The organism is Gelidibacter salicanalis (assembly GCF_016469035.1).
GTDB classification, from domain to species: domain Bacteria; phylum Bacteroidota; class Bacteroidia; order Flavobacteriales; family Flavobacteriaceae; genus Gelidibacter; species Gelidibacter salicanalis_A.
Genome location: NZ_JAEHJZ010000013.1, coordinates 19,441 through 42,392, shown reverse-complemented (window position 1 = coordinate 42,392; position 22,952 = coordinate 19,441). Strand labels below are relative to the sequence as shown.

19 protein-coding genes, 2 tRNA genes and 2 rRNA genes are annotated in these 22,952 nt (G+C 37.0%); 22 read left to right on the top strand and 1 reads right to left on the bottom strand.

Annotation, left to right across the window (positions count from 1 at the left end):
* From JEM65_RS07435 to JEM65_RS07425, 3 genes are all read left to right on the top strand, one after another.
* Positions 1-110: ribosomal RNA gene (locus JEM65_RS07435) — 23S ribosomal RNA — on the top strand; the annotation flags it as partial.
* A gap of 134 nt (positions 111-244) precedes the next feature.
* Positions 245-353 (top strand): 5S ribosomal RNA (gene rrf / locus JEM65_RS07430).
* A 180-nt stretch (positions 354-533) separates the two neighbouring features.
* Positions 534-2,972, top strand: a complete 2,439-nt coding sequence (locus JEM65_RS07425) for a helix-turn-helix domain-containing protein (RefSeq protein WP_199598313.1) — start codon at positions 534-536, stop codon at positions 2,970-2,972.
* A gap of 76 nt (positions 2,973-3,048) precedes the next feature.
* Here JEM65_RS07425 and JEM65_RS07420 read toward each other — a convergent pair whose 3' ends face one another.
* Positions 3,049-4,191 carry an acyl-CoA dehydrogenase gene (locus JEM65_RS07420; protein WP_199598312.1) on the bottom strand — a complete coding sequence of 381 codons (1,143 nt, stop codon included), beginning with the start codon at positions 4,189-4,191 and terminating at the stop codon, positions 3,049-3,051.
* Between the two features lie 89 nt (positions 4,192-4,280).
* On the opposite strand from JEM65_RS07420, the gene JEM65_RS07415 reads away from it, so the two are divergent.
* The 19 genes from JEM65_RS07415 to JEM65_RS07330 all read left to right on the top strand — a co-directional run bounded on the left by JEM65_RS07415 (position 4,281) and on the right by JEM65_RS07330 (position 22,818).
* Complete coding sequence (locus JEM65_RS07415) at positions 4,281-5,345, top strand: anhydro-N-acetylmuramic acid kinase (RefSeq protein WP_199598311.1); 1,065 nt, start codon at positions 4,281-4,283, stop codon at positions 5,343-5,345.
* A 121-nt stretch (positions 5,346-5,466) separates the two neighbouring features.
* A complete protein-coding gene (locus tag JEM65_RS07410; protein WP_199598310.1) occupies positions 5,467-6,693 on the top strand; it encodes a Glu/Leu/Phe/Val dehydrogenase in 1,227 nt (408 codons plus the stop codon).
* Positions 6,694-6,883: 190 nt separating this feature from the next.
* Positions 6,884-7,579, top strand: a complete 696-nt coding sequence (locus JEM65_RS07405; protein WP_199598309.1) for a MotA/TolQ/ExbB proton channel family protein — start codon at positions 6,884-6,886, stop codon at positions 7,577-7,579.
* Positions 7,580-7,701: 122 nt separating this feature from the next.
* A complete protein-coding gene (locus tag JEM65_RS07400; protein WP_199598308.1) occupies positions 7,702-8,094 on the top strand; it encodes an ExbD/TolR family protein in 393 nt (130 codons plus the stop codon).
* A gap of 84 nt (positions 8,095-8,178) precedes the next feature.
* Positions 8,179-9,066, top strand: a complete 888-nt coding sequence (locus JEM65_RS07395; RefSeq protein ID WP_199598307.1) for an energy transducer TonB — start codon at positions 8,179-8,181, stop codon at positions 9,064-9,066.
* On the top strand, positions 9,067-10,287 hold the full coding sequence (locus tag JEM65_RS07390; protein ID WP_199598306.1) for a bifunctional folylpolyglutamate synthase/dihydrofolate synthase: 1,221 nt from the start codon (positions 9,067-9,069) through the stop codon (positions 10,285-10,287).
* 60 nt (positions 10,288-10,347) lie between these two features.
* A tRNA-Val gene (locus JEM65_RS07385) sits at positions 10,348-10,422 on the top strand.
* A gap of 41 nt (positions 10,423-10,463) precedes the next feature.
* Positions 10,464-10,538: transfer RNA gene (locus JEM65_RS07380), tRNA-Val, on the top strand.
* Positions 10,539-10,742: 204 nt separating this feature from the next.
* The gene (locus JEM65_RS07375) at positions 10,743-11,954 is read left to right on the top strand and encodes a site-specific integrase (protein WP_199598305.1); all 1,212 of its coding nucleotides are present in this window, start codon (positions 10,743-10,745) and stop codon (positions 11,952-11,954) included.
* A gap of 346 nt (positions 11,955-12,300) precedes the next feature.
* Entirely contained in the window at positions 12,301-12,906 is a 606-nt protein-coding gene (locus tag JEM65_RS07370) for a beta-N-acetylhexosaminidase (RefSeq protein WP_199598304.1), read from the top strand.
* A 347-nt stretch (positions 12,907-13,253) separates the two neighbouring features.
* A complete protein-coding gene (gene bla / locus JEM65_RS07365) occupies positions 13,254-14,054 on the top strand; it encodes a subclass B1 metallo-beta-lactamase (protein ID WP_199598303.1) in 801 nt (266 codons plus the stop codon).
* Between the two features lie 406 nt (positions 14,055-14,460).
* Positions 14,461-15,315, top strand: a complete 855-nt coding sequence (locus JEM65_RS07360) for a PDDEXK nuclease domain-containing protein (RefSeq protein WP_233530565.1) — start codon at positions 14,461-14,463, stop codon at positions 15,313-15,315.
* Complete coding sequence (locus tag JEM65_RS22350; RefSeq protein ID WP_233530564.1) at positions 15,299-15,496, top strand: PDDEXK nuclease domain-containing protein; 198 nt, start codon at positions 15,299-15,301, stop codon at positions 15,494-15,496. The genes JEM65_RS07360 and JEM65_RS22350 overlap by 17 nt, the downstream gene beginning before the upstream one ends.
* A 611-nt stretch (positions 15,497-16,107) precedes the next feature.
* On the top strand, positions 16,108-17,502 hold the full coding sequence (gene ltrA / locus JEM65_RS07355; RefSeq protein WP_199598302.1) for a group II intron reverse transcriptase/maturase: 1,395 nt from the start codon (positions 16,108-16,110) through the stop codon (positions 17,500-17,502).
* A gap of 496 nt (positions 17,503-17,998) precedes the next feature.
* Complete coding sequence (locus JEM65_RS07350) at positions 17,999-18,685, top strand: CPBP family intramembrane glutamic endopeptidase (protein WP_199598301.1); 687 nt, start codon at positions 17,999-18,001, stop codon at positions 18,683-18,685.
* Between the two features lie 696 nt (positions 18,686-19,381).
* Positions 19,382-19,999: a DUF4377 domain-containing protein gene (locus JEM65_RS07345; protein WP_199598300.1), complete on the top strand. Its 618-nt coding sequence runs from the start codon at positions 19,382-19,384 to the stop codon at positions 19,997-19,999.
* A gap of 547 nt (positions 20,000-20,546) precedes the next feature.
* On the top strand, positions 20,547-21,785 hold the full coding sequence (locus JEM65_RS07340; RefSeq protein ID WP_199598299.1) for a peptidase U32 family protein: 1,239 nt from the start codon (positions 20,547-20,549) through the stop codon (positions 21,783-21,785).
* Positions 21,785-22,012: a ferredoxin gene (locus JEM65_RS23065; protein WP_199598298.1), complete on the top strand. Its 228-nt coding sequence runs from the start codon at positions 21,785-21,787 to the stop codon at positions 22,010-22,012. Before JEM65_RS07340 ends, JEM65_RS23065 begins: the two co-directional genes overlap by 1 nt.
* Positions 22,013-22,116: 104 nt before the next feature.
* Entirely contained in the window at positions 22,117-22,818 is a 702-nt protein-coding gene (locus JEM65_RS07330; protein WP_199598297.1) for an adenine nucleotide alpha hydrolase, read from the top strand.
* Positions 22,819-22,952: the final 134 nt, after the last annotated feature.

The following is a 22,952-nucleotide window of genomic DNA, read 5'->3' as shown; positions in this document are numbered from 1 at the left end:
AGATGAGATTTCTTTAAAGGGTCGTGGAAGATTACCACGTTGATAGGTCATAGGTGTAAAGGCAGTAATGTCATAGCCGAGTGATACTAATAGCCCATAGGCTTATTGTACGCCGTTCTTTTAACAAGTACAACCTTTTTATGTATATAGGCATCTGATGCCCTTTTTTCAATATGTCACGATATTTGTCATGCATCGCATGACGCTGTAGAGTAGCACTCGATTGCTACAGGCAGCTATGGCTTAAGGTGGTTATAGCGACGGGGCTCACCTCTTACCATTCCGAACAGAGAAGTTAAGCCCGTTTGCGCCGATGGTACTGCACCTCGTGGGAGAGTAGGACATCGCCTTTTTTAGAGAATCCCCAACATGTATTTGTTGGGGATTTTTTTGTTTATATAAGTCTCGATATCATGGAGACATCTGATTTCCATCTGCTCACATCATAAATTAATCGGCATTATTTTTAAGTATCCTCCCTGCTGCAATCTTAACGATTTTCCGTAAATTCAAATCCTCATAGAACCCGTGACATGGACACCAATAAAGAGTTAGAATTAGCCAAGGATTTTGTTAATAATACCAATCGCAGTATTTTCTTAACCGGAAAAGCAGGTACCGGTAAAACCACGTTTCTGCATAATCTCAAAAAAGATTCTTTAAAACGCTTGGTTGTTGTAGCTCCAACTGGCGTGGCAGCTATTAATGCCAAAGGCGTTACCATTCACTCCTTTTTTCAATTGCCTTTTGGTCCCATTCTTCCGGATGCTGAACTCAGTAATTCGGGAGGTTTCAACAAGAAATTCAGTAAAACTAAAATCGATATCATCAAATCAATGGACTTGCTCATTATTGATGAGATCAGTATGGTGCGAGCAGACGTCCTGGATGCCATCGATAAAACCTTGCGACGCTATAGAACACGCGATAAAGTATTTGGTGGAGTACAGGTTTTGATGATTGGCGATTTACAGCAGTTATCACCTGTAATTAGAGAGAATGAGTGGCAATTGTTAAAATCGTATTATCATACGGGATTCTTCTTTAGTAGTAGAGCGTATCAGGAAGCAAATACAATTACTATTGAACTGAGACATATCTACCGACAAGAAAACCCGAAATTCATTGAGATTCTTAATGAAATCCGAAATAATACTTTGTCTCCTTCTGCTGCGGACGAGTTAAATAAACGTTACATCAAAGATTTTAGTCCTGACCCTAAGGAAGGCTATATAGAACTAACAACCCATAATAATAGAGCAGAACGCGCCAACAGTACGGAATTAGAAGCCATTTCTTCTAAAGAGAAAACTTATCGCGCAAAAATAGAAGGGAAGTTTCCTGAATTCTCCTATCCAAATAGTGAGGAAGTCAAACTTAAAGTTGGGGCTCAAGTCATGTTTATCAAAAATGACAGCTCTCCGGAAAAACGCTATTTCAATGGTAAAATAGGAAAAGTCATTTTATTGGATAAAGATGAAGTGGTCGTGAGTTGCCCTGACGACGACTTCAACATTGTTACGACACCAGAAGTGTGGGAGAACATCACCTACACCGTTCATCCAGAAACAAAAGCCATTACTGAAGATAAGATTGGTTCCTTTACACAAATGCCTCTACGTTTGGCTTGGGCCATTACCATTCATAAGAGTCAAGGTTTAACGTTTGAAAAAGCTATTATAGATGCCCAGGGTGCATTTGCTCATGGACAAACTTATGTTGCTTTAAGCAGATGCAAATCCTTAGAAGGTTTAGTTCTGAAGAGTAAAATTGATTCCAATCAAATTATTAATGATGCTCACGTTACCTCCTTCAATAAAACTGCCGAAGCACAACAGCCTAATGATACCATACTCCATGCAGCACGAGCGGCATTTCAACTGGAAGGGATTCATGAAGTGTTTGACTTTTATCCATTTCTATTTCCTATCAACCGTTTGTTGGATGTTTTTTATAAAAACCGAGGCAGTATCACTGGTCGTATGGAAGAGCCGTTGTTGACAGTAAAAGAGGCAATTCCCAATTTATTAAAGGTAAGCAATAGCTTCTATCAGCAATTGCGACAAATTTCAGAAACAGACCTATTGCCCGAACAAAATGAAATTCTACAAGAACGTTTTGCAAAAGCTAAGGTTTACTTTAAAACTCAAACAGAACAAAAAATCATAACGACTCTTAATTCGCTTAGTTATACAACGGATAATAAAGCGATAGAAAAAGAGATTGACAAACAATTGGACACAATTGAAGAACTTTTAGCTATCAAACGATCCTATTTCAACGGATTTTCTAATGGTTTTAGAACGCATGAATTTTTGGAGTTGAGAGCTAAATCCTTGTTTCTTAAAAAAGAAGCGCCCAAAAAAGCCAAATCAACCGTTGTAGACGGTACGGTAAATATTGAATTGTTTGAATTATTGCGCGAATTGCGGAACGAAATCGCCGCTGAAAATGATCTCATCCATTATCAAATCTTTACGCAAAAGGCATTATATGAGATTTGTGAAGTGCTTCCCATCAATAAAAAGCAGCTTTTACAAATTAATGGTTTTGGAAAAGTACGGGTTGATAAATATGGCAGTCAAATTTTGGAGGTGATTAGAGCCTATTGTGATGAAAATAATATTGAAACAGATGATGCTATAGCATTTGAAGAATCTGCTCAACCAAAAAAAAAAGTAAAGAAAGGAGATTCCCCTAAAATTTCCTTAGCATTATTCCAGTCTGGAAAAACCATCTCAGAAATAGCCAAAGAACGCGAACTCGCTGAAACTACCATATTCGGACATCTTTCTAAATTTGTGACTTCTGGAGAGGTTAAAGTGAATGATTTAATTTCAGAAACACATTACAACGAGTTACTACAGCTAATTCCTGAGCATACATTCGAAAATCTTTCTGATTTAAAAACTAAGTTGGATCAGAAATACAGTTATAATGACATTAGATTGGTGTTAGAAACTCTGAAATAGGATTTGCTTTAACAAATAAGACATAAAAAAAGGCACAACCTGTGTCGTGCCTTTTATAATTTTATTTAAAAAATAATTATTCCTTTATAAGATTTCTCGATATTACGATCTTTTGAATTTCAGAAGTTCCTTCATAAATCTGTGTAATTTTTGCATCGCGCATCAATCGTTCCACATGGTATTCTTTAACGAAACCGTTGCCACCGTGAATTTGGACCGCTTCAACCGTATGCTCCATTGCCACTTTAGATGCGAATAATTTAGCCATTGCGCTAGAGACATCATAGTTATTACCTTGATCTTTATCCCATGCAGCTTTCATCACCAAATGACGTGCAGCTTCAATATCGACGTACATATCAGCAATTTTAAAAGCAATGGCTTGGTGATTACAAATTTCAGTACCAAAAGCCTTACGTTCCTTCGAGTATTTAAGAGCCAATTCATAAGCACCTGCAGCAATTCCGAGAGCTTGAGCAGCAATACCAATTCGTCCCCCAGATAGGGTTTTCATAGCGAATCTAAATCCAGCCCCGTCTTCTCCAATTCTGTTTTCCTTCGGGACTTTTACGTCGTTAAATTGTAAGGTATGGGTGTCGCTTCCTCTTATTCCTAATTTGTCTTCTTTAGGTCCAATGTCAAAACCTGGCATTCCTTTTTCAAGAATGAAGGCATTAATGCCATGAGAACCTTTGTGTTTATCGGTTTGAGCAATAACCAAGTAAACATCAGCTCGGCCTCCACTAGTAATCCAGTTTTTAGTGCCATTAATTAGGTAATGATCCCCTTTTTCTTCTGCTGTGGTTCGTTGTGAAGTGGCATCACTACCCGCTTCTGGCTCGCTCAAACAAAAGGCACCCACAAACTCACCTGTAGCGAGTTTAGTTAAGTATTTTTGCTTTTGGTCTTCATTGCCAAAAGTTTCCAATCCGTAACATACTAAAGAGTTATTTACCGATACAATAACTGAAGCAGAAGCATCTATTTTAGATAATTCTTCCATAATTAGTACGTAAGAAATGGCGTCCATTCCACTACCTCCATATTTAGGATCTACCATAATTCCCATAAAACCTAATTGTCCCATTTTTTTGACTAGCTCCTGAGGAAACGTTTGCTTATTATCGCGTTCAATAACACCCGGAAGGAGTTCTGTGATGGCGAAATCGCGAGCAGCGTCACGGACTAATTTATGTTCTTCGGTTAAGGTAAAATCCATAGGTAATGTGCGTATTGATTGATTTAAATATGACTGCAAAGATAAGGGTTTACTAGTATTTTATCAATTTGAATGATTATTTTTACAATATGGATAAAAAACACTACAACGTTTTAGGTGTAATGTCAGGCACATCCTTGGATGGGATAGATGTGGCCTATTGTACCTTTGAAAAGCATGAGACATGGAATTTTGAAATTATTGCTGCAGAAACCTTTAGTTATCCCGCATCTTGGCTCTCAAAATTGAAAGATTTAGTAAAATTGAGTCCTGAAGAATTGCTGTATTTGGATGAAGATTACACAGTTTTTTTAAGTGAGGTCATCAATGCGTTTATTTCAAAAAATAATATCAGTGGCTTAGACGCTGTTTGTTCTCATGGGCATACGGCTTTGCACCAACCAGAAAATAAATTGACCTATCAAATTGGGAATCTTCCAAAATTGGCGACACTTTTAAATGAAAAAGTAGTATGCGATTTTCGAGTAGAAGATGTCGCCTTAGGAGGTCAAGGGGCTCCGTTGGTGCCAATTGGAGACCAATTTCTGTTTCCTCAATATGATTTTTGTTTGAATTTGGGCGGATTTGCGAATATTTCTATGCAGAATAATGGAAAGCGCATTGCTTACGACATTTGTCCAGTAAACATTGTTCTTAACCACTATGTAAGTGCCTTAGGCTTAGAATATGATGATGGTGGACAAATTGCGGCCTCAGGTGTGATCCATCAACCGTTATTGGAAGTCCTGAATGCTTTAGATTTTTATAAGAGTCCATATCCAAAATCCTTGGGACTCGAATGGGTTAAAACCGAAATCCTTCCTTTAATAGATACCTATCAACTGAGCATACAAGATATTTTGAGTACTGTGGTAGAGCATGTAGCCCTACAAATTTCTAATGAAATTAATAAGAAAAGAGATGCTTCGGTATTAACTACGGGCGGCGGCGCATTTAACACTTTTTTGATGGAAACTCTTGCCCATAACAGCCACAACCAGATTGTAATTCCGGATACTGCCTTTGTCGAAAATAAGGAGGCACTCATATTTGCTTTTCTGGGTGTATTAAAACTTAGGGGCGAAAATAATTGTCTCAGCAGCGTGACCGGAGCAGTAAAAGATCATTCTTCTGGTAAAATTTATTATCCATAATATTATTACAAATTTGATTCAAACCGAACCATAGTTTTTTATATTTGCTAAGGAAATTTAGCCAACTAAAGTTGGATTTCCAGCTTACTGAACAGCAAGCCAATTTGAACAAACTCATTAGATGAAAGAACTACTTCAGAAGTACGAAGACAAGGAACCCGAAATTGTATTTAATTGGAAAGATCCAGAAACTGAAGCGGAAGGTTGGACAGTTATTAACTCTTTGCGAGGAGGGGCCGCAGGAGGGGGAACACGAATGCGCAAAGGGCTCAATTTAAATGAAGTGCTGTCCTTGGCTAAAACAATGGAAGTTAAATTTACGGTTTCGGGCCCCGCTATTGGCGGCGCTAAATCTGGAATCAATTTTGACCCTCAAGATCCTAGAAAAAAAGGTGTTTTAGAACGTTGGTATAAAGCGGTTTCTCCATTGCTGAAAAGCTATTATGGTACAGGCGGCGATTTAAATGTAGATGAACTGCATGAAGTCATTCCAATGACAGAAGAAACTGGGGTTTGGCATCCTCAAGAAGGGGTATTTGAAGGCCACTTTAAACCTACCCAAGCCGATAAAATCAACCGCATTGGGCAACTGCGTCATGGTGTTATTAAGGTTATTGAAAATCCAAAATACTCGCCTGACGTCAGCAGAAAATATACTGTGTCAGATATGATTACAGGGTTTGGAGTTGCGGAAGCGGTACGGCATTTTTATGACGTTCATGGTGATAGTGTGGAAGGAAAACGAGCCATTGTTCAAGGTTTCGGAAATGTAGGTGCGGCGGCGGCGTTTTATCTCTCACAAATGGGCGCTAAGGTGGTGGGGATTATTGATGTTGTGGGAGGTCTTATTAAAGAAGAAGGGTTTTCATTTGAAGAAATAAAAACACTGTATCTCAATAAAACAGGCAATACGCTTGTTAGTGATAAACTTATTCCTTTTGAAGAAATCAATACTCAGATATGGTCTTTAGAGGCAGAGGTTTTTTTACCTTGTGCCGCGTCACGATTGATCACCCGAGAACAGATAGATCAGATGATGGAGACTGGGTTGGAGGTTATATCTTGTGGTGCGAACGTACCGTTTGCAGATAAGGAAATATTTTTTGGTCCTATAATGGAATATACTGATAATAAGTTAAGCCTCATACCTGATTTTATATCCAATTGCGGGATGGCAAGAGTGTTTGCCTATTTTATGGAACAAAAGGTGCAAATGACGGATGATGCTATTTTTAATGACACGTCCAACAGAATCAAACAAGCCATAAAAAGAGTATATAGTAAAAATCAAAGTAAAACAGGTGTAAGTGAAACTGCTTTTGAAATTGCATTGAGCCAACTGATATAGTACCATATTAGTAGGTTAGCACCGAATAATTAAGCGCTAGGGGCTACATTAGGACGCTACATTAAGGATGTTAATTCATTTTATTACAACCACAATTACTATTAAGTTTGTAGAACCCAAATTTAAATTATACTTAAGTTAAATTTTAGACGTTTAAACACTAATTACAAAAATTTTAATCATTACAAATATGATGTTACAGAATGAAATTCAAGAAGGAGCACAAGTAGTTTCTGATGGTGAATCAGTAGAAAAAACTTTATCAATTATTGAATTGATTGGAAGCGGTGGTACCGCAGGAATGGTTATAATTGCCATTCTATTTGTATTACTAGTTTTTGCTATTTATATATATTTTGAAAGATTATTTGCTATAAAGGCTGCTTCAAAAATTGATTCAAATTTTATGAATCAAATAAAGGATCATGTGACCAATGGTAAAACAGACTCAGCACAAATTCTATGTGCTCAAGTCAATACACCTGTTTCACGACTGATCAATAAAGGAATCAGTAGAATAGGGAAACCTCTAGAAGATATTAATACGGCCATAGAAAACGCTGGTCGTCTGGAAGTTTATGAGTTGGAACGCAATGTGAGTGTTCTTGCAACTATTTCAGGTGTGGCACCAATGATTGGGTTTTTGGGTACGGTTATCGGTATGATTTTGTCCATATTTGAAATTGCAAATGCTGGAGGACAAATTGATATTAAATTATTAGCAGATGGTCTTTATACTGCAATGACCACAACTGTTGGCGGATTAATTGTTGGTATTGTTGCTTATATGGCTTATAACCATTTGGTGGTGAAAACTGATAAAGTAGTCTATCAAATGGAAGCGCATTCATTAGAGTTTTTAGATCATTTGAATGAACCTATATAAATAGGGAGCTTGTAACCGGGCATTCTAAAGAGGCTAAGGTTTTCAACTATAAATGGATGTAAGTGCGTCATGCATGTATTTAAAAAAAAAGGAATAAGAATAATTTTGAGTAATTCGGATCTATGAATATAAGAGGAAGGAATAAGGTAACACCAGAATTCAATATGTCTTCAATGACAGATATTGTCTTTTTGTTATTAATATTTTTCATGTTGGCATCAACTTTGGTAACCACCAATGCTATAGACATCCTATTGCCAAAAGCTGATGGGAAAACGGAGAACAAAAAATCAGTAGCCGTAAGCATTACCAAAGATTTAAATTATTATATTGATCAAAGACTTGTAGGTGAATCTGTTTTGGAATACGAATTAAAAGAAGCTTTGGCTAATTTAGAGCAGCCTACCATAGTCTTAAGAGCTGAGAAAACTGTATCTATAGAAAATGTAGTGAAAGTGATGGATATTGCTAATAGGAATAAGTTTAAAGTAATTTTGGCCGTAAAACCTAATTAATATTTAATAAGCAAAGTATAAGTTTACAAGTTGATGAAGATTAGTTAATGGCATATCAGCATTGAAGAACAATAACAGACTCGCATGAAGTATTTAGAGACCAAACATGAACGCAATTCAGCAAAAATTACCACCCTTATTGTGGTTATCTTGCTGTTGTTATTATTTGTAATGGGACCTCCATATATGGATCCGCCATTAGAGTATGGGGTTGCTGTTAATTTTGGAAATTCAGATGTTGGGAGTGGTGATGTACAACCTTTAAAACCTGTAAAATCGGAACCCAAAGAAGTGGTGAGTGAACCGGTCGTTAAAGAGGAAAAGGTTGAAGAAGTAAAAACCACACCTACAAAATCAGAACAACCGGCTGAAAATGTCATGACCGAAGATAATGCAGAAGCCATTGCTATGAAAAAGCAAAAAGAAGCTGCAGACGCCAAGGCATCAGCAGAAGCTATAGCGAAAGCTGAAGTGGAGCGTGCTCAAAAAGCTAAAGTAGCTGCTGAAGCTAAGAAACGTCAAGAAGAAGCTGATAAACGCGCAAAATTAGATGCCTTAATTGGTGGAGTTAAGAAATCAGACGGCAAGACTACTGGTGGTGAAGGAAATGATGGCAGGCCAGGTGATAAAGGACAGTTGGATGGAGATCCATATGCTGCAAGTTATTTTGGTCAACCAGGTACGGGAAGTGGCGGAAGCGGAAGTGGCTATGGCTTAAATGGCCGAGGTAGACCTACAAATGGTAAGGTAGTTCCCGATTGCGATGAAGAAGGACGTGTGGTTGTAGAAATACATGTTAATAGAGATGGCAGGGTAGTTAACGCTATTCCAGGTAAAAAAGGTACAACTGGCGACTTGTGCCTTTATGAAGCTGCTCGAAAGACCGCTATGACTTATAAATGGCCAGCAGACTCAAAAGCACCATCCACTCAAATAGGATTTGTAAAAATCGATTTTAGCGTAACACAATAAATGACTTATCAAGATACTGTCAACTGGATGTTTCAACAGTTACCAATGTATCAAAACCAAGGGAAGACGGCTTACAAAGCCAACTTGGATAATACACTGCTCTTAGCGAAACACCTCCAACATCCGGAACTAAAGTTTAAAAGCATCCATGTGGCCGGCACCAACGGCAAAGGGTCAACGAGCCATATGTTGGCTTCCATTTTACAGGAAGCAGGCTATAAGGTTGGCTTATATACCTCCCCGCATCTCAAGGACTTTAGAGAGCGCATCAAAATCAACGGAACTGAGATCCCCGAAATTGTGGTCGTTGATTTTATTAAAAAGCATCAAGATTTTTTTGAATCACATACCCTGTCATTTTTTGAAATGACTGTAGGCATGGCGTTCGATTATTTTTCTACAGAAAACGTTGATATTGCGATTATAGAAGTTGGTATGGGAGGCCGTTTAGATTCTACCAACATTATAACACCAGAACTCTCCGTAATTACAAATATCGGTTTGGATCACACCCAATTTTTAGGAACAACTTTAGAAGCGATTGCTTTTGAGAAAGGAGGCATTATAAAGCCGCACGTTCCTGTGGTTGTGGGGGAATCCCAGCCTGAAATAGAAGCAGTCTTTAAGGAGCTTGCAAAGGCGCGTCATGCAGAGATTCGCTTTGCCGATCAGCAATTGGATCAACAAGCCTATGACAGTGATTTGAAAGGGTATTATCAAAACAAAAATAAAGCAACCGTTATTGCTGCCGTACAGGTAATGCGTCAGAAGTCTTTTGAAATTTCTGAGGAGGCGTTGAAGAAAGGATTTTTAAATGTGGTGAAGAATACAGGTCTAAATGGCCGATGGCAAATCCTTCAAACCCACCCAAAAGTTATTTGTGACACCGCGCATAATAAAGAAGGCTTGCAGTATGCCATGAGCCAACTCTTAGATGAAGATTTTGATCAGCTGCATATCGTTTTTGGTGTGGTCAATGATAAGGATGTAGAGTCTATATTGCCACTTTTACCTAAGATGGCAGTGTATTATTTCTGCAGACCTAACATCCCGAGAGGTTTGGATGCAGAAATCCTTCAAAATGTGTTTATAAAACACGGATTTAAAGGGAAGGCTTATGGGAGCGTTTTAGAGGCTTTAAGTGCTGCAAAAGAAGGGGCTGCAAAATCTGATGTAATATATGTTGGGGGCAGTACGTTTGTCGTTGCAGAAATAATTTAATTTTTTTTCAAAAAAGCTTTTGCAATATCAAAAACTCCTTTATATTTGCATCCCGTAATAGGGCGATTAGCTCAGCTGGTTCAGAGCACCTCGTTTACACCGAGGGGGTCGGGGGTTCGAACCCCTCATCGCCCACTAAAGTTCATACACTGTATGGGCTTTTTTTATAGGTATTAGGTCCATTAACTCAGTTGGTTCAGAGTGTCACGTCGACAACGTGGAAGTCACTGGTTCGAATCCAGTATGGATCACTTTTGGTGTATTTTTTTAAATCACATAATGTGTAAGTATATGATTTACAGATAAATACATTTTAGTGGGTATTAAATGATTGCATTTAATATCAAAGTTTAGGTGACCTATTCGGTTACCTGGAATTAGTATCCTTTAGGGGTCTAAATCTTTTTTGCGTATGGTTTGGCTTTCGTTTTTAATGAATATTAAAAAAACGAACTATGCGAACATCAAATTTATCAATTACGTTCTGGCAGAACGTATCAAAGAAAAAATCTGGCAATTCACCATTATACGCCAGAGTCACTGTAAATGGTAAACGTTTAGAGATCAGTTTGGGTATTTCTATTCCAATTAAGTATTGGAATAAAACTACAAAAAGAATGATTGGAAGATCAAGCGAAAGCCAGCAGGTCAATGCCCATATTGAACAAGTTTACTTTAAACTGTTGGAATGCCAAAGACAGTTAAACCTTGAGAAGAAGGCTATAACTGCTCATGGAATAAAGACCTATTACTACAAGGATGGCAATAATCAAAAAACTTTAGTTGATTTAATAAGCTATCATAAAAGGGTTATGGCAAACGTTATCAAGCCAAGTACTCTAAGCCATTATTTTACCACAGAAAAATATTTGCTTGAATTTATGGAAAGTTTCATGAAATCGAAAAATGTGAATTTAATTGATATATCATTTGCATTCATCAGTGAATTTGAATGCTTCCTAAGAAAAAAGAGCAAGTTGAATCATAATGGAGTTATGAAGCACTTGACCAGATTGAAGAAACTGCTAAATTTAGCTATCAAATTAGATTGGATATCAAGAAATCCTTTTGTGAATTTTACAATCAGATTTTTAAAAACTGAGCGAGATATACTTAACAAAATTGAGTTGGCAGCAATTGAAGGAGCAGGCTTCGAACGTCCATGTTTAGAAATCACTAAGGATATGTTTGTTTTTTCCTGTTATACGGGACTGTCTTATATTGATATTCAAAATCTAAGAAAAGAACACATTATCACCGGTAATGACGGTGGACTTTGGATAAGAACCAAACGGGCTAAAACAAACATAACTGTCAAAATACCCATTTTGGATAAAGCAGAAAGAATCTTAACTAAATATTCTAGAAATAATCGTTTAATCTCTAGTGATGCCGTTCTTCCAATATATTCAAATCAAAAAACAAATCAATATCTTAAGGAGATTGCAAAGAAACTTAACATTCAAAAAAAGTTGACTTTTCATGTTGCAAGACACACTTTTGCCACCTTAATAACCCTATCCAATGGGGTTCCAATCGAGACAGTTGCCAAGCTTTTGGGGCATACAAAGTTAACTACAACCCAGATATATGCTAGGGTTTTGGATGATAAAATAAGTAAAGATATGAGAATGGTTCAGGAAATTTTAAATCAAAATTCGCTATAAAGTGGCTTGAGTTTCATTGTAATTAGTTTTTGAAATATAGAATGGTCAGATTTTATGGTTTTAAACTCTATTTTTCATTTTCGGATTTGTTACTTGGCTCAACTCATTACCCCTAGCTTAAGAGCGCCTTTGAGCTCAATAATTTTCAGTCTTATTTTATAATAACAGTCTTATATATTTTATATTTGGTATTGGTTTATGAATCCTTGAGAGATTCCAACGATGGATATGTTAAATATATTCTTCTATTTTTTGTCATAAAAGAAGAGATAATAATACTCAACATTTGAACTTAGAAACTTAAAACATGGACCGAATTTTCAGTTGTTTATTAATAGTCTTATCGTTGTTAATCTTAAGTTCCTGTAAAAGCACAGGTGAATCTACATCACCACAAATTTTTGATGTAAAGGCTGAAAAAGTGTCTATTATTCCCAAACCATTAGAAGTTATCTGGGGAAGTTCTTCCTTGAGCCTTGCTGGGATAAATCTCATTTGCTATAGTTCCGAGGCTGAGGAATCAGCAGAATGGCTATCAAAGTTACTTACTCAATCTAATCTGAAGGTGAAATCCATAATAGGGGATTCCTGTGGCAGCTGGAATCTTGTGGTAGATAGATCTCTCGAAGCGGAATTGGGAGAAGAGGGATATATTTTAGAGATAAATAAAAATGGATCGTTTTTAAAAGGAGCCACCAATGCAGGGTTATTCTACGCAATTCAAACACTAAGGCAAATGTTGCCTGCATCAATTGAATCAGGAGAATTTAGAGGGAAAAACATAAGGCTTCCACAAGTATATATAAAAGATGTACCGGCTTACAGCTGGCGGGGTACGATGATAAATATTGCGAGAAGTTTTTTCGACCTAAAATATTTAAAATCCCATGCGGATCGACTAAATTATATGCATGATTTATACTGCTCCCCAAGAATGTTCCTTGATCCATAAAAGCCTGCGGGTAACAACTAAGAAGTATTCGGCTCGCCGCACCTGTCCCGCCTTAGCGGGGTAGGCCAGAGCTGAATTTTGTGTTGGGTTAAGGGAAGGATATTTGGAAGTGGCGCCGTGATTGATTTGGTGAGGTGTGTACATACGTAGTGGTTACTTATGGGAAAGTGTCTTTTTTCATTTTGCTCGCATCATAAAAATAAAAGGTGCTTTGGTTAAATTGTATCCCATCTTTAAAAGTAATATGTTTGATAGGAACATAAAATAAATATAGGCGCAACTGGTTGCGTCTATATATGTGTTGGCAGCAACCTAAAAACAACCCGTTAAAAAAAACAAAATTTGATATGAAAATATTATTAGCCTTCTCTCTTCTTTTAGGTCTGACCTTTATTTCGTGTAAGAAATCATCATCTAACCACAATCAGACGAATCAAGAAACCAAGAAGGAAATAACCAACAAACCCCTAACCGACAGCTTGATAGTTTATCAAACCGAAAATTTAATAGTTAACAGACTATCAAATCATATTTACGAACATATTTCCTATTTAAATACGGATGATTTTGGAAAAGCCACCTGCAATGGAATGTTGGTTATAAATGAAAATAAAGGAATTGTTTTTGATACACCAACGGATGATAAAAGTTCGTTAGAGTTAATAAATTTTGTAACTAATGTATTGAAAAGTGAAATAATAGGGCTAATTCCAACTCATTTTCACAAAGATTGCGTTGGTGGAATAACGGAATTTGAAAACCATAATATTCAAACCTATGCCTCTAAACAAACTATAGAATTATTAAAAACGAATGGTCAAGAATTCTCTGAACCAATAAAAGATTTTGACAATAGTCTCACATTAGATATCGGAAACAAGAAGGTTTATGCGGAATATTTTGGAGAAGGTCATACAAAAGATAATGTTGTGGGGTATTTTCCAGAAGATAAAGCAGTTTTTGGTGGATGCTTGATAAAGGAAATTGACGCGAGCAAAGGATATTTAGGAGATGCCAATATTAAAGAATGGTCGGAAACGGTTGAAAGAGTAAAACTAAAATATCCCAATGCTAAAATTGTGATTCCAGGACACGGAAAATGGGGTGGAACTGAATTATTTGACTACACAATAAAACTATTTGAATAGAAAAAGACAGCTGCCAATAACTAATTCGGCTCGCCGATCACTCCCTTCGGTCATGAGTAAGTTGGCCAGAGCCGCATATGGTATTGACGCATCCGGTTGGTTTGCCGTTCTATGAGTTTTACTTTTTTTAAACATGATATTAGATTTAAAATTTAGCTACAAATTAATAAATCTATTACATTTACAGTAAGGACATCCAATCGGATCGGTTCAGGAGGACTTCCGGACCGATAGGGAGGATTCGTTCAACACGAGTATAAACGCAATAGGGGAGTTAGTGCTTAACCAAAAGTATTTTTATGAATTTAAGATTGGTTATAAACCGAAAAATTAGTGCGTCAATCTATTTTAACTTACGAACTAATAAAAGAAAGTACTCAACACTTTTTGGGAGATTTAATTGAAAATGACAAATAAACTTCAAAATACAAGTTTTTACAAGCAAGCAGTTGATTTGCTTCATTCTGCAAGACAGCAAGTGGTAAGACAAGTCAATTTGGCAATGGTTCATACTTATTTTGAAATTGGACGAATGATTGTTGAAGAAGAACAAGAAGGTAAAGACAGAGCAGAATATGGAAAACAGCTTTTAGATGGATTATCCAAAGCTCTGACAAATGAATTTGGCAAAGGTTTTTCAACAACCAATATTCAGCAAATGAGGACTTTTTACCTAGCTTATCAAAATCAGCAGACGCTGTCTGCTAATTCTAAATCTGCAATTCAACAGACAGCGTCTGCTGGATTCAAATTAAGTTGGTCCCATTACCTAAAACTGATGCGTATTGATAATGAAAACGAAAGGAAGTTTTACGAAATAGAATCTGTAAAAAACAATTGGAGCGTAAGAGAACTTGATAGACAATACGATTCAGCACTTTATACAAGACTTGTTTTAAGTAGAGATAAAGAAGGAATCAAGAAGCTATCAGAAAAAGGATTGATTCTTGAAAAGCCAAAAGATGCAATTAAAGACCCTTACATTTTAGAGTTTATTGGATTACCTGAAAAATCTTCTTACTCTGAAAACGATTTGGAGCAGGGAATTATAGATAAGCTTGAACACTTTTTACTTGAACTAGGCACAGGATTTACATTTGTTGCACGACAAAAACGAATCTCATTTGACAATAAACATTTTCATATAGATTTAGTCTTTTACAACAGAATACTAAAATGTTTTGTCTTAATCGACTTAAAAATTGGAGAGTTAAAACATCAAGATATTGGACAAATGCAAATGTATGTTAACTACTTATGACAGAGAAGTCAAATTAGAAGATGAAAATAAAACAATCGGAATTGTATTATGTCAGAATAAAAGTGAAGCAGTTGTAGAATACACCTTGCCCGAAAACAACGAGCAGATTTTTGCAAGTAAATATAAAACCGTTTTGCCAAGTAAAGAGGAGTTGAAATTATTAATAAATGAAACAAAATAGCCAACGCTAAAAGCCATACACATTTGCAATTCGCACCAGCCAAAGCTAAAGCCAAAAAATCGCAAAAGAGTATGTCTTGCCAACGCTCATCCCGAACTGACAAGAAAATTTCGGAATTGAAAAGCAGAACGTAATAAAGCCAGTTGCCAACAACTAAGAAGTATTCGGCTCGTTCATAGGCTAGAGCTGAATCCTGTGTGTGCGCCTAGCATGGGCGATAACTATAGGGTGCAAGTCCCGAACACGCCCTAGCAGCGGGAAGTGTTAGCTTAAAGTAAGGGTGTCCATCGCGAGGTGGAATCTGAAGGAAACTGGCGGCAAAGTCCTGACCTGACGGACAGAAACTACATATAGGGCCAAAGTTGTCCGGATAAGGTTGCACACCAAACCAAAGTCCAATACTGCTCGGAGACAACATGGTAAATGTAGCAGGTAGATGGGATGAAAGTTATCGTTCTTACCTAGGGAGGTCTCATGGACGTGTGAAAACAATGTACGAAACACGGAGTAAAGCTTGCCATGAGGAGTCAGCTGAGACCATAGTACTTAAGAAGGCTTCACTTAAGGAAGGGTTGAACTTTAGGGAGTGAGAAGTAAATGAATGTTACCGTATGAGCGGAAGAACGCAGAAAATCTCGAAAAATGAGACCTGTCCACAAAAGAAAGGGACGACATCCGAAGGCTATGTGACAGGGCAGACGTTCCTATGGATAACTGAAAATAACCTCACGGATACTGATCAATTAGGAGATGGAATGTTAGAATTCATTCTATCACCTTCAAACCTGAACAGAGCTTACCAACAAGTAAAGCGAAACAAAGGATCTGGGGGAGTGGACAAGATGGAAGTCGAACCATTAAAGGATTATCCTGTCGAGCATAAAGATGAACTCATAGCATCCATCTTAAAGGGCACTTATCGCCCGAACCCTGTCCGCAGGGTACTTGTTCCCAAAGACAATGGACAAAAGCGGCAGCTCGGAATTCCTACCGTAGTGGATAGGTGCATCCAGCAAGCGATTGCCCAAGTGCTCATGCCAATGTATGAACCCCAATTTAGCGACCACAGCTACGGGTTCAGACCAAGGCGCAACGCTCACGGGACATTAAGGAAATGTCAAGCGTATATCACGGATGGCTACAAGGATGCGGTAGATTTGGATTTAGAAAAATTCTTTGACACGGTAAACCATAGCAAGTTGATAGAGATACTCTCTCGTACTGTAAAAGACGGTCGAGCGGTATCACTGATACATAAATATCTTAATGCCGGAGTGCAAGTAGGATCCAAAACACGAACTAGTGAAGAGGGGGTTCCGCAAGGAGGTCCACTAAGTCCAATTTTAAGCAACATTATGTTGAACGAAATGGACAAAGAGCTAGAGAGTAGGGAGCATAAATTTGTACGCTTTGCTGATGACCTTCTGATACTATGCAGAAGTAAGCGCAGTGCAGAACGGACAATGAGCTCAATGATCCACTTTATAGAGGACAAACTGTTCTTAAAAGTGAATAGGGAGAAAAGCCAAACTGCCCACATAGGGAAGGTCAAGTTCCTTGGATACTCCTTTTACAAAAGCAAAGGAGAAGGGCGCCTACGGATACACCCAAAAAGTGTAACCAAGATGAAGGCTAAAATAAAAGAGTTGACATTCCGTAGTAATGGCTGGGGCAATGCTCGAATGAAAGAAGCCCTCCGCCAGTACATCACTGGTTGGGTGAATTACTTCAAATTGGCAGACATAAAGAAACTGCTACTTAGAATAGACCAGTGGTACCGAAGACGAATCAGGATGGTGATATGGAAACATTGGAAACGAGTACGGACCAGAGTGAAGAATCCTATCAAGCTTGGGGTTAGGAAATCCAAGGCTTGGGAATGGGCAAATACAAGGAAAAGCTATTGGCATACAGCTAACAGTTTTATCCTTAAGACCACAATCACCACGGAAAATCTGAGAAAAGCAGGCTATGTAATGTTGTCAAACCAATATCGAAAAGGTTAGTATCAAAACTTAAGGAAGCGCCCAGTACGGATCCGTACGCTGGGTGCTGTGGAAGGTCGGAGCGGGAATTAATCCCGTTCCTCCTATCCGATTGACGCATCCGGTTGGTTTGCAGTTCTATGGGTAAAACGTTGGGTTAAGGGAAGGATGGTTGGAAGTTGTGCTGTTTTGGGCGGCCAAGTAGTATAGAACCCTCTTGTTCTATAGCTTGTTAAGTGCTTTGCTTGTGGTCTGGATTTAGGATCCCTGGTTTTTACCGTTTAGTTTTAAAGTTGGGGCTTATTTGGCCCCCCAATTAATTGGGAGTGCCATTTTAGATTTCAAATTTTATACATTTGAGATATGAACTATAAGAAATGGACCTTGGATGCTTTACAGGAATCGGGTACATTTGAGAGCGACAAACAAAAATGGCATGTGGTATATAGGTGATGTATATGGCACTCTATGTTGTATATACATCTTTGTTTAGACATAATTAAAACCCACCAAGTAAATGATAGGAATATTAGTAGCAATTGCCATTTCTTGGTTGCTTTTCCATCTGATTGAAAAGAAAAATATTTTAGCATTAGGATTTCTGCCAATATCCAAAAGATTAAAACAATTCTTAATCGGATTTTTAATTACTGGAATACTTTGCGTTTTTGACCGGTTTTTGGAGTCATATCTGAAATCATCAACTTGGGTTCTGAACGAAAACATTACTGGCGGAATTATATTAAAATCATTTTGGTGGGATGTAAAATCAGTATTTACAGAAGAATTAATTTTTCGCGGAGCTTTGCTGTATATTCTTATTCAAAAAATTGGCTCGAGCAAAAGTATATTGATTTCTGCAATTGCATTCGGAATTTACCATTGGTTCTCTTATGGAGTTTTAGGAAATGTAATGGCAATGATTTTAGTTTTCATCGGAACTGGATTAATGGGATACGCTTGGGCATTGGCATTCTCGAAAACTAAATCGATAATGTTACCTTTTGGACTTCATTTAGGTTGGAATTTTATTTATAACACAATATTTTCTAATGGTCCATTAGGCGAACTATTACTAATTCCAAAAGGTGGGAATGAATTAACCAATTGGACTTCGCTTCTAAACTTTGTAAGTGGCTTAATTATAGTTCCGATTTTAGTATTAATTTACGTAAAATATTTTGTAAAAGAAGAAACTGAATAGAACACAGAAACGAAAAAAAACATTGCCTAATAACTAAGAATTCGGCTCGCCGATTACTCCCTTCGGTCATGAGTAAGTTGGCCAGAGCTGAATTTTGTGTAGACGAATCCGGTTGGTTTGCAGTTCTATGGGTAAAACGTTGGGTTAAGGGAAGGATGGTTGGAGGTCATTTTGCTCGCATCATAAAATAAAAAGAGCTTTGGTTAAATTGTATCCCATCCTTAAAAGTAATATGTTTGATAGGAACATTTAATAACTATAGGCGCGACTGGTTGGGTCTATACATGTGTTATCTGGTAATATAAAAAACGACGGGATAATCTTCTTCGACTTGAGTGATTTTCCTTTTTTTTAAAACGTATTTGATGAGGAAAAGGATAAATCCCTTTACCGTACCATACCACTTCATATAGTTCACCTATAAGCAAATGGTCTGTTTCGGCAACCCTCGAAGATAGAGTTCCATTATTTTGGTCGTTTTTTATACTCCGTGTTCCTTATGAGGACAAAAGATATTATATTTATCGGAACATGGAACACTACCAATAACACTACATATGTGTTAATATCGCTGAGGCGATACTACACATATGCACTCGTTATATGTCATTTGAAAAAAATTTCGTGTTTCAACCAACGCAACCTTTTGATATAAAGAGCATCTTAATTATTAACTAATCATTAAAAATAGCCAAAATGAGAAAATTAAATTTATTACTTTGTTTTTTAACAATTACATTTCTTTCAAGTTGTTCTAAAAATGATGACGGAGATGTGGTAAAAACAGTTGAAATGACTGTTTATCCAGAAACCGGGTATGGAGGTTATGTTTTTTCCCAAGATGTGTATGGGGAATTTTTATTATTTTCAGAAAACGATAATCAAGAAAAGAGAATATTAACAAACGGAGGTGATTTCTCTGATAATTTTAATTACGAAAAAGGATACGAATATAAAATTGAGGCCAGAAAAATATTTCTAAAAAATCCTCCGCAGGATGGCTCTTCAATCATATTTGAGTTTGTAAAAATAATTTCAAAAACAAAGGTCGTTACTCAAGATAGCGAACAACAGATTGAAATGGAAGTTGGTCCAACAAAAGTTGGATTTATTTCACGTTCACTAAACGAAATTCAAGAAGCATTGTTTGTTAAAGAAAATGGAGACACTCATATGAAGCCACTTTTAGAAATAGAAGGTTTTAATCACGAGGAAGGTTATGAATATCAACTGAACGTAAAAAAAATAATTGAAGCAGAACCATATTCCGTAAAATATATTTTGGTTGATATTGTATCACAAGAACAAATATAAAGAACCATAGCTTTTCCGAAACAATACTTTCAATCTGTAAAAAAAATATTTAGTATAGCAAATTAATCTTGAAAAACAATAAACGGCCTATAAGAAGAATTCGGCTCTCCGATTACTCCCTTCGGTCATGAGTAAGTTGGGCAGAGCTGAATACTGTGTTGACGAATCCGGTAGATTTGCCGTCTATGGGTAAAACGTTGGGTCAAGGGAAGGGTATTTGGAAGTTGCGCTGTTATTGATTTGGTCAGAATGCATCGAGTTCAATTATTTTCTAACATTCTCCGTGGTTTTTTAGTGGTTTCAATTTACGATCTCTGATTTTTATCGTTTAATTTTAAAGTTAAGGCTTATTTGGCCCCCCAATAGTTCGAAATGATTTTTTGGATTTCAAATTTTATACATTTGAGAAATAAAATATAAGAAATGAACCTTGGATGCTTTACAGGAATCAGGTACATTTGAGAACGACAAACAGAAATGGCATGGGGTAAGGTGATATATACGTCACTCTGTGTTATATATACAAATGTTGGACAACATTGAAAAAATGAATTATAACAACATAGAGATTCTGGCCCCTGTCGGTTCTTATGAATCGCTAACCACAGCTTTAAATGCCGGTTGTAACTCTGTTTATTTTGGAGTAGAACAACTAAACATGAGGTCTCGGTCATCCACGAATTTTACTCTTGATGATTTAAGAGTGATTAGCCGTACATGTAACGATCGCAATATCAAAACCTACCTCACCATTAATACAATACTTTACGACCACGATATTGGCTTGATGAAAACTATTGTAAATCAAGCGAAAGATAGCGGAATTACAGCAATCATTGCATCTGATCATGCGGTAATGTCATACTGCAAATCCATTGCAATGCCTTTGCATATTTCCACCCAAGCCAATGTTACTAACATAGAAACAGTTGAGTTTTACGCTGCTTTCGCCAACGTAATGGTACTATCCAGAGAATTGAGTTTGCGTCAAGTTGCAGAAATTTCTAGAGCAATTGAACGAAAGCAAATCAAGGGGCCGTCTGGAGAATTGGTTAAATTGGAAATATTTGCGCATGGTGCCCTTTGCATGGCAATATCAGGAAAGTGTTATCTAAGCTTACATTCAAATAATGCTTCGGCAAATCGAGGTGCTTGCATACAGAATTGCAGAAAACAGTATATCGTTACTGATAAAGAAGATGGTGTTGAACTAGAAATCGACAACGAATATATTATGAGTGCCAAGGACTTATGTACGATTGGTTTTTTGGATAAAATTTTAAAATCGGGTGTAAATATTCTCAAAATTGAAGGAAGGGGTCGTTCCCCCGATTATGTTGATACCGTTGTGCGCTGTTATAAAGAAGCCGTTACAGCCTTGCAAGAAGAAAGATATACTCAAGAGAGAATTGAAAATTGGGAAAAACAACTCGCTACAGTATATAATCGCGGTTTTTGGGATGGTTATTATCTAGGGAGAAAAATGGGCGAATGGAATGATTCTTATGGATCTAAGGCTACAGAAAAAAAGATTTTCATTGCCCGAGGCATTAAGTACTTTGATAAAATTGAAGTTGGAGAATTTAGAGTAGAATCTCACTCTTTAAAAAAGGGAGATAAAATTATGGTAACCGGACCAACCACTGGTGTATTAAAAGCCGAACTTGGGGAGATAAGAGTAAATGATGTCACTGTTGAGTCGGTTTCAAAAGGGGATGTATTCTCAATAAAAATGGATGAAATAATCCGCCCTTCTTCTAAACTATACAAAATTGTAAGTGAATAATGTTTCAAATAATATTTCACAGAGGAAAATGCATTGGCTGTAATGGTTGCGTAGAAGCAGCCCCCGATAGATGGCGTATTTCTAGAAAAGATGGCAGATGCAATCTTATTGAGGGAAAAGAAAAAAAAGGCATTTATCGAGCTTTAATTAGCATAGAGGAGTATGCCCAAAACTTTCAGGCTGCCAACAATTGTCCTGTCAGGATAATTCAGATTGCAAGAATATAAAACCAAAAAAGAACAAACGTTGTCCAACAAAAAATAAACGCCATTAAAACGGGCGTTTATTCAAACCGTTGTGCTTCAGTAAGAGCGACCCCGTAATAGAAAATATGACAGAAAGAAAAAAAGCAGTATTTAATTGGAGTGGCGGAAAAGATTCTGCGTTAGCACTTCAAAAGACACTTCAAGAAAACGAATTTCAAGTTGTTTCACTATTGACAACAATCAACGAAGAAACATTGACGTCTTCAATTCACGCTATTCCTCTAAAATTATTATTAAAACAAGCTGACAGTATTGGAATTCCGCTTTATACTGTATCACTTTCAAAGGAGAAAAAAGCCTATGAACAAGGAATGACTGAAGCAGTCACGCATTTTAAAAGTCAAAAGGTAACTCATTTTATTTTTGGCGATATCTTTTTGGCAGACGTAAAATCGTATCGGGAAAGCAAACTCAATCCATTAGGAATTGAAGTAGTGGAACCACTTTGGGGCAAGACGTCAGAAGAAATAATGAACGACTTTCTAAAATCAGGAATTAAGACGAAAATAATTGTAACACAAGCAGACAAATTGGGCCAGACTTTTATTGGTAGAGAGATAGATAGCGCGTTTGCTAAATCATTACCTGACGGAATTGACTTATGTGGAGAAAATGGAGAATATCATACATTTTCTTATGACGGAGAACTTTTTAAGAATAAAATTGACTTTAAAATTTCTAAAGCAAACCTAATATCATATGACTTTAAAATGGACAACGGAGAAATGAAAAACTATGAATATTGGCAAGCGGAGATATTGGTATGACAGAAAACCGAACGCACAATAATAAGTATTCGGCTCGCCGATTACTCCCTTCGGTCATGAGATCGCTTCGCTAAGTTGGCCAGAGCTGAATATTGTGTTGACGCATCCGGTTAATTTGCCGTCTATGGGTAAAA

Coding starts and splice junctions, on each gene's coding strand:
- JEM65_RS07395 (WP_199598307.1), top strand. CDS start 8,179: ATGAAGTATTTAGAGACCAAACATGAACGCAATTCAGCAAAAATTACC.
- bla (WP_199598303.1), top strand. CDS start 13,254: ATGAAAATATTATTAGCCTTCTCTCTTCTTTTAGGTCTGACCTTTATT.
- ltrA (WP_199598302.1), top strand. CDS start 16,108: ATGAGCGGAAGAACGCAGAAAATCTCGAAAAATGAGACCTGTCCACAA.
- JEM65_RS07360 (WP_233530565.1), top strand. CDS start 14,461: ATGACAAATAAACTTCAAAATACAAGTTTTTACAAGCAAGCAGTTGAT.
- JEM65_RS07415 (WP_199598311.1), top strand. CDS start 4,281: ATGGATAAAAAACACTACAACGTTTTAGGTGTAATGTCAGGCACATCC.
- JEM65_RS07340 (WP_199598299.1), top strand. CDS start 20,547: ATGAATTATAACAACATAGAGATTCTGGCCCCTGTCGGTTCTTATGAA.
- JEM65_RS07350 (WP_199598301.1), top strand. CDS start 17,999: ATGATAGGAATATTAGTAGCAATTGCCATTTCTTGGTTGCTTTTCCAT.
- JEM65_RS07375 (WP_199598305.1), top strand. CDS start 10,743: ATGCGAACATCAAATTTATCAATTACGTTCTGGCAGAACGTATCAAAG.
- JEM65_RS07390 (WP_199598306.1), top strand. CDS start 9,067: ATGACTTATCAAGATACTGTCAACTGGATGTTTCAACAGTTACCAATG.
- JEM65_RS07405 (WP_199598309.1), top strand. CDS start 6,884: ATGATGTTACAGAATGAAATTCAAGAAGGAGCACAAGTAGTTTCTGAT.
- JEM65_RS07345 (WP_199598300.1), top strand. CDS start 19,382: ATGAGAAAATTAAATTTATTACTTTGTTTTTTAACAATTACATTTCTT.
- JEM65_RS07400 (WP_199598308.1), top strand. CDS start 7,702: ATGAATATAAGAGGAAGGAATAAGGTAACACCAGAATTCAATATGTCT.
- JEM65_RS23065 (WP_199598298.1), top strand. CDS start 21,785: ATGTTTCAAATAATATTTCACAGAGGAAAATGCATTGGCTGTAATGGT.
- JEM65_RS07420 (WP_199598312.1), bottom strand. CDS start 4,191: ATGGATTTTACCTTAACCGAAGAACATAAATTAGTCCGTGACGCTGCT.
- JEM65_RS07330 (WP_199598297.1), top strand. CDS start 22,117: ATGACAGAAAGAAAAAAAGCAGTATTTAATTGGAGTGGCGGAAAAGAT.
- JEM65_RS07410 (WP_199598310.1), top strand. CDS start 5,467: ATGAAAGAACTACTTCAGAAGTACGAAGACAAGGAACCCGAAATTGTA.
- JEM65_RS22350 (WP_233530564.1), top strand. CDS start 15,299: ATGTTAACTACTTATGACAGAGAAGTCAAATTAGAAGATGAAAATAAA.
- JEM65_RS07425 (WP_199598313.1), top strand. CDS start 534: ATGGACACCAATAAAGAGTTAGAATTAGCCAAGGATTTTGTTAATAAT.